Here is a 6,385-nt window from a genome sequence, read left to right on the forward strand (position 1 = left end):
GCGCGCGTCGCCGCCCGGCGGCGGCCGGGCGCCGCGCGCGCGGGACGCCACACGCCGCAAAGCCGCGCCGCGCTCAGCGATCCAGCAGGTCCTGGGTGTTGGCGGCGTTGTTGACGATGTTGGACAGCGGCAGCAACTGGTTGACGAAGCGGTTCCAGCGGGTCACCCCGGCCGGGCCGACGAACACCACGTCGCCGGCGCGCACGTGGAACTGGCTGCCCAGCGCGAACGCCGCCGGCGATTTGGCGTCGAGGTGGAAGATCGTCGCCGGCTGCTTGTCCTGGCTTTCCACCCCGCGGATCACGTACACCGCCTGGCCCTTGGCGGTCAGCGGATTGAGCCCGCCGGCGCGGCCCAGCGCCTGGGTCAGGGTCAGGTCGGTGGTCTTGAAGGTCATCGCCTGCGGCCGCACCACCTCGCCGACCACATACACCTCCTTGCGGTCGTTGTACGGCAGGAACAGGTGATCGCCGGCCTTGAGGTAGATGTCCTTGGCCACCGAACCGCCGCGGTTGAGTTCGTCGAGGTCGAGCCGGTACTGGCGGCCGTCGCGGGTCAGCACGAAGCCGGCGAGGTCGGCGCGGATCGGATCGACCGTGGCCGCGCCGATGGCCTGGGCCAGGGTCAGGGGCGTGGCGGTGATCGACTGGCGCTCGGTCTTGACGAAGGCGCCCTGCAAGGTCACGCGCTGGCTGCCGTAATCGATGATGCTGACGTCGACCTGCGGGCTCTGCACGTAATGGGCGATGCGCGCGGTGATCTGCGCGCGCAGTTCCTCGATGGTCAGGCCTTCGGCGCGGATCATGCCGACGTAGGGATAGAACAAGGTGCCGTCGGGCCGCACCAGGCGGCCGTTGGCCGCGGTCTGCTGCTGGGTGCCGGCCGGCGAGGTCAGTTCGGGATGGTCCCAGATGGTGATGTACAAGGTATCGCCGCGACCGATGCGGTAAGCCTCGGGCTGGTACGACAGCAGCTCGATCGGCACCGAGGTTTCCGTCCGCTCCTGCGCGGACAGGAACGTCGGCGTGATCGCCACCATCTGGATGTGGCCGTCCTGGGCCAGGCCGCTGCGGGCGAACTGCCCGGGCGAAATGAACTGGCCCGGCGCGAACGCGCAGCCGCCGAGTCCGACGATGGCGGCCAAGGCCGCGACGCCCGAAATCTTGATCATGCGGAAAGATTCTCTAAAGCGGAAACACGATGGGGACGCGCCGCGGCCGCGCGGATCCGACGCGGGACGGCGCGATGCGCGATGACGGGACACGCGATGAGCAGGCACGCGACGAGCCGATGCGCGACGAGGCGGCGCGGCGCGGCGGCGGGCCTGTACGCGAAACCGCCGCGGGCCGCGCGCGGCGGCGCGGGTGCGCGGCGGCGTGCGAGGGCGATGGGTCGATGCGAAGTGGCGGCATGGGGCTGTGAGCGTCGCAGTCAGTAATGGCCAAGCCCCCGTGCCGCGCAGTATAGCCAGCCCATGCGCATCGCTGTCACGCACAGGCCGCGGAATCGCATCACGTTTCGCCGATGGCGTCACCGCGATACAGCTGAGGTTTCGACAAGGCCGCCGCCGCGAGGCCGCTGCGAGCACGATGCGATGCAGGAACGATGCCAACATCGGCGAACGAGAACGAATGTTTAACGTTCGCGGCGAAGTCTTGCGAAAAACGCGCAACGCTTGAACAAAACAAAAAGCAGTGGGGTGACCCGCGTCACGACTTGGCCCTCGCGTGTGGAGTTCGTGTTGACCGTGTCATGACCTGCTCTATACATTGCCGCCTCGTCGCGGACCCGTCGGGGGGCGGATCCGCAACACCGCGCGACGCAGCGCAACGCGGCACGGACGGCTCATAACGACAGGTTTCAAGCGTGTTCCGAAATGTTCTGGTCGTATGCGTCGGCAACATCTGCCGCAGTCCAACCGCGGAAGTACTGTTGCGTCGCGAGTTGAAAAACGTAACGGTCGCATCCGCCGGGCTCAAGGCCCTGGCCGGCCATCCGATCGACGCCACAGCACAGGCCGTGCTGTCCGGACAGGGATTGAGTGGGCAATCCCATGTCGCACGCCAGCTGGACCGCTCGATGATCGATGCGGCCGATCTGGTCCTTACGATGGAGCCGTGGCACAGCGAGGCCGTGCTCCGTTTGTCCCCACACGCGAGAGGAAAAACCTACTTGCTAGGCAAATGGCTGGACAACACCAGCATTCCCGACCCCTATCGGCAATCGCGCGAGAGTTTCGAGCGCGCCTACCAGCTCATCGAGTCGGGCGTGAATCGCTGGAAAGCGTACTTCTGAGCGTTGCGCGCGTGAGCGCGGCGCGTTTTCGGACGCGCCCGTAGTCGCGAGCACGTTCGCGTTCGCTCCAGACGCGCCCGCGGGCGCGCCGTTCCACTTTACCCAAGGCCTTCCCCCCAATGGCGGCAGTTTCCACCACGCATGGCCCGCGCCAGGACGCCGGCGCGAGCGACGAAATCGACCTGGCCGCGCTGCTGGGCACCTTGTTCGACCACAAGTGGCTGATCGGCGCGGCGATCGCGCTCGGCTTCGCCCTGAGCGCCGCCTACGCGCTGCTGGCCGCGCCGGTGTACCAGGCCAACGCGATGGTGCAGGTGGAGTCCAAGACGCCCACCCTGCCCGGCCTCACCGCGGTGTCGCAGGCGCTGACCGATTCGGCGCCGCAGGCGATGACCGAGATTTCGCTGCTGACCTCGCGCACCGTGCTCGGCAAGGCGGTCGAGGACCTCAAGCTCGATCTGCAGATCGAGCCCGCGTACTTCCCGGTGTTCGGCGCCGCGATCGCGCGCCGTTTCCAGCCCGCCACCGGCAACGAACTCGCCGCGCCGTGGTTCGGCCTCAACCGCTACGGCTGGGGCGGCGAAACCCTCGACATCGCCGAACTCGAAGTGCCCGACGACCTGATCGGCAAGCCGCTGACCCTGATCGCCGGCGCCAACGGCAGCTTCGAACTGTTCGACGACCAGGACCAGCGCCTGCTCGGCGGCGACGCCGGCCAGCCCGCGGTCGGCGGCGGCGCGCGGCTCAAGGTCGAACGCCTGCTGGCCCATCCGGGCATGCGCTTCGAACTGACCAAGCTCTCGCGCCTGGGCATCATCGCCGCGCTGCAGAACAACCTCACCGCCAGCGAGAAGGCCAAGGATTCGGGCATCATCCAGCTCAGCTACGAGCTGCGCGATCCCGAGCTGGCCCAGGCCACGCTGGAGGCGATCACCCGCCAGTACATCCGCCAGAACATCGAACGCAACTCCGCCGAGGCCGCCAGCAGCCTGGAGTTCGTCAACAAGCAGCTGCCCAACGTGCGCCGCGACCTGGAGAAGGCCGAGCACACCCTGGCCCAGTACCAGTCGCAGGCGCACACCGTCGACATCACCCTCGACGCCAAGTCGCTGCTCGACCAGATCGTCTCGCTCGACACCAGCATCTCGCAGCTGCGCCTGCAGCAAGCCGAAGTGACCCGCCGCTACACGCCCGCGCATCCGGCCTACAAGGCGCTGATGGCGCAGATCGGCGAGCTGGAGGCGAGCAAGCAGAAGATCAACGACCGCATCGGCACCCTGCCGCAGACCCAGCAGGAACTGATCGGCCTGACCCGCGAGGTGCAGGTCAGCACCCTCACCTACACCAATCTGCTCAACCAGGCCCAGCAGCTCGACATCGCCCGCGCCGGCACCGTCGGCAACGCGCGCGTGGTCGACCGCGCGGTGGTCGACACCAGCCAGCCGGTCAAGCCCAAGCGCGCGCTGGTGGTCGCCATCGGCACCTTCCTCGCCGGGTTCCTGGCGGTGGGCTATGTGTTCCTGCGGCAGATGCTCAACCGCGGGGTCGAGCACGTGCAGGAGATCGAACAGATCGGCCTGCCGGTGCTGTCCTCGATCCCGATGAGCGCCTACCAGCGCGACCACGAGAAGGCCGGGCGCAAGCTGCGCGCCGGCGGCGGCAACGGCAAGCCGCACCTGCTGGCGATCGACGCGCCCAACGACCTGGCGATCGAGGCCATGCGCAGCCTGCGCACCGCGCTGCACTTCGCCCGCCTGGAAGCCAGCAACAACATCCTGATGATCTGCGGCTCCAGCCCCGGCGCCGGCAAGACCTTCGTCTCCACCAACCTCGCCGCGACCATCGCCCAGGGCGGCCAGCGCGTGCTGCTGATCGACGGCGACCTGCGCCGCAGCAGCCTGCACAAGGTGCTCGGCCAGGATCCGCGCAACGGCCTGTCGGACCTGCTCGCCGGCCGCATCGACGCGTCTGGCGCGATCCGGCGCACGCCGATCGACAACCTGCACTTCATCGCCCGCGGCGAAGCGCCGCCGAATCCGTCGGAGCTGCTGATGCGGCCGGAACTGGGCGCGCTGCTCAAGACCGCGGCGCTGCAATACGACCTGGTCATCATCGACACGCCGCCGATCCTGGCGGTGACCGACTCGGCCATCATCGGCCGCCACGCCGGCACCAGCCTGATGGTGGTGCGCTTCGGCCTGAATCCGGCCAAGGAGCTGGCGCTGGCGATGCAGCGCTTCGAGCAGAACGGCATCGAACTCAAGGGCGCGGTGTTCAACGCGGTCGAACGCCGCCACGACACCCACTACGCCTACGGCTACGAATACCGCTCCGGCGCGTAGCCGCCGGCAAGCAAGTTTTCTTTGCGCGAGAGGAAAGCACTCGATGATTTCCATCGCAACCATCCGCAACGGACGCGGCCGCACATCGCGCGCATGGCGCGCGCTCGACCGCGCGTGCGCGTTCGCGCCCGCCGTCGCCCACGCGAAATCACCCAAATTCCCGGGATTTTTGCCTTATGCGTCGAATGCGCAATGCGATGTCAAGCACTCGCGTTGGCATTGGAAAATTTCCAAACCATTGCAGATGCGCAACCACTCACGGTTCCTGAATCCCATCGAGAAACGACTTACGGGCGCACAGTATTTCGCAACGCAAGAGTGGCACGATGCCGTCCGCCGAGAGTGCGACAGCGAAGCGAACGCTCGCGGCGAAAGACAGCGAAAGGTTTTTTCCGCATCCGCAAGCGACGCGGGCCCGAGCGTCATCGCAACGGCCGGCGCGCTCGCGCAACGCAGGCGAAGACACAGGCGGCGCGCCGGCTGACGGCGCACCGCAAGGCCCGGCCGAAACGGCGGGCGCGCGCAAGGATCGGCGCAGCGACACACGTATTGACCGAAGGGGGCGGTCGTCGGATGGGTCTACCGAAGACTTACCTTGGAAACGACGGTCATGATGAAAGAACAATTCGTCATCGCAGGCGCGCTCAGCGTCGCGGTCACTGCATTGTCGATGAGCGCGCTGTATCCCAGCGCCGCCAGGCTCGGCCTGGTCGACCGCCCCAACGCCCGCAAGCAGCATAAGGGCGCCGTTCCGGTCATCGGCGGCATCAGCTTCTTCCTCGGCCTGCTCGCCGGCGCGCTGTACCTGCAGCTCGGCGACCGCTACAGCATGAGCCTGCTGGCCACCGCCGGCCTGGTGGTGGCGCTGGGCGCGCTCGACGACGCGCGCGACCTCAGCGTGCGCTCGCGCCTGCTGATCCAGTCGATCGCGGTCGGCTTGATGATCACCGGCAGCGGCGTATGGCTGAACGATCTGGGCGATCTGTTCGGTACCGGGCCGATCCACCTGGGCTGGCTCGGCGTACCGGTGACGGTCATCGCCGTGGTCGGCACCATCAACGCCTTCAACATGCTCGACGGCATCGACGGGCTCGCCGCCAGCATCGCCCTGGTCTGCATCGGCGCGATCTTCCTGTTCGACCGCGGCAACGTGCTCGACAAGGGCGCGCTGCCGAGCCTGGCGCTGCTGTTCGTGGCGCTGCTTCCGTTCCTGTTCGTCAACCTCGGCGGCATCAGCGGGCGCAAGGTGTTCATGGGCGACGCCGGCAGCATGCTGATCGGCTATGTGATGGCCTGGAGCCTGATCTACCTGAGCCAGCGCGGCCCGAGCCGCATCGACGCCGCCGACGCGGTGTGGTGCATCGCCCTGCCGCTGCTGGAAACGCTCAACCTGATGTACCGGCGCGTGCGCCGCGGGCTGTCGCCGTTCAAGCCCGACCGCCAGCACCTGCACTATCTGCTGCTCGACCGCGAACGCTCGCCCAAGACCGCGCTGCTGACCATCGTCGGCCTGGCCTGCGCCTTCGTCGCGATCGGCTACACCTTGCGCAACCTGCCGATCCTGCTCGGGCTGGCCGCGTTCTTCGCCATGCTCGGCGTGTACTCGCTGACCGTGAGCAGCGGCGACCGCAACAAGCTGCCGAACTGGCTGCCGCGCCCGCCGCGACAGCTCGCGTTCGCGCCGCAAGGCCCGCTCGGCGACGGCCGCGGCGCGCGCCAATCCGAGCGCGAGTCCGCGCCCGCGGCGA

At 67.9% G+C, this 6,385-nt stretch carries 5 protein-coding genes; 4 read left to right on the forward strand and 1 reads right to left on the reverse strand.

Annotated elements, in window-relative coordinates:
• Positions 1-73: 73 nt before the first annotated feature.
• Positions 74-1,171, reverse strand: a complete 1,098-nt coding sequence (locus A7A76_RS22125; protein ID WP_206413340.1) for a polysaccharide biosynthesis/export family protein — start codon at positions 1,169-1,171, stop codon at positions 74-76.
• A 695-nt stretch (positions 1,172-1,866) separates the two neighbouring features.
• Here A7A76_RS22125 and A7A76_RS22130 point away from each other — a divergent pair.
• The 4 genes from A7A76_RS22130 to A7A76_RS22145 all read left to right on the forward strand — a co-directional run.
• Positions 1,867-2,295, forward strand: coding sequence for a low molecular weight protein-tyrosine-phosphatase (locus A7A76_RS22130; RefSeq protein WP_206413341.1), 429 nt, complete (start codon positions 1,867-1,869; stop codon positions 2,293-2,295).
• Between the two features lie 119 nt (positions 2,296-2,414).
• Entirely contained in the window at positions 2,415-4,637 is a 2,223-nt protein-coding gene (locus A7A76_RS22135) for a polysaccharide biosynthesis tyrosine autokinase (RefSeq protein ID WP_206413342.1), read from the forward strand.
• Positions 4,638-4,680: 43 nt separating this feature from the next.
• Positions 4,681-5,121: a hypothetical protein gene (locus tag A7A76_RS22140; RefSeq protein ID WP_206413343.1), complete on the forward strand. Its 441-nt coding sequence runs from the start codon at positions 4,681-4,683 to the stop codon at positions 5,119-5,121.
• Positions 5,122-5,250: 129 nt separating this feature from the next.
• Positions 5,251-6,385 (forward strand): undecaprenyl/decaprenyl-phosphate alpha-N-acetylglucosaminyl 1-phosphate transferase (locus tag A7A76_RS22145; RefSeq protein ID WP_206413344.1); only part of this gene is annotated, 1,135 nt, incomplete at its 3' end.

The organism is Lysobacter enzymogenes (genome assembly GCF_017168095.1).
GTDB lineage: Bacteria > Pseudomonadota > Gammaproteobacteria > Xanthomonadales > Xanthomonadaceae > Lysobacter > Lysobacter enzymogenes_D.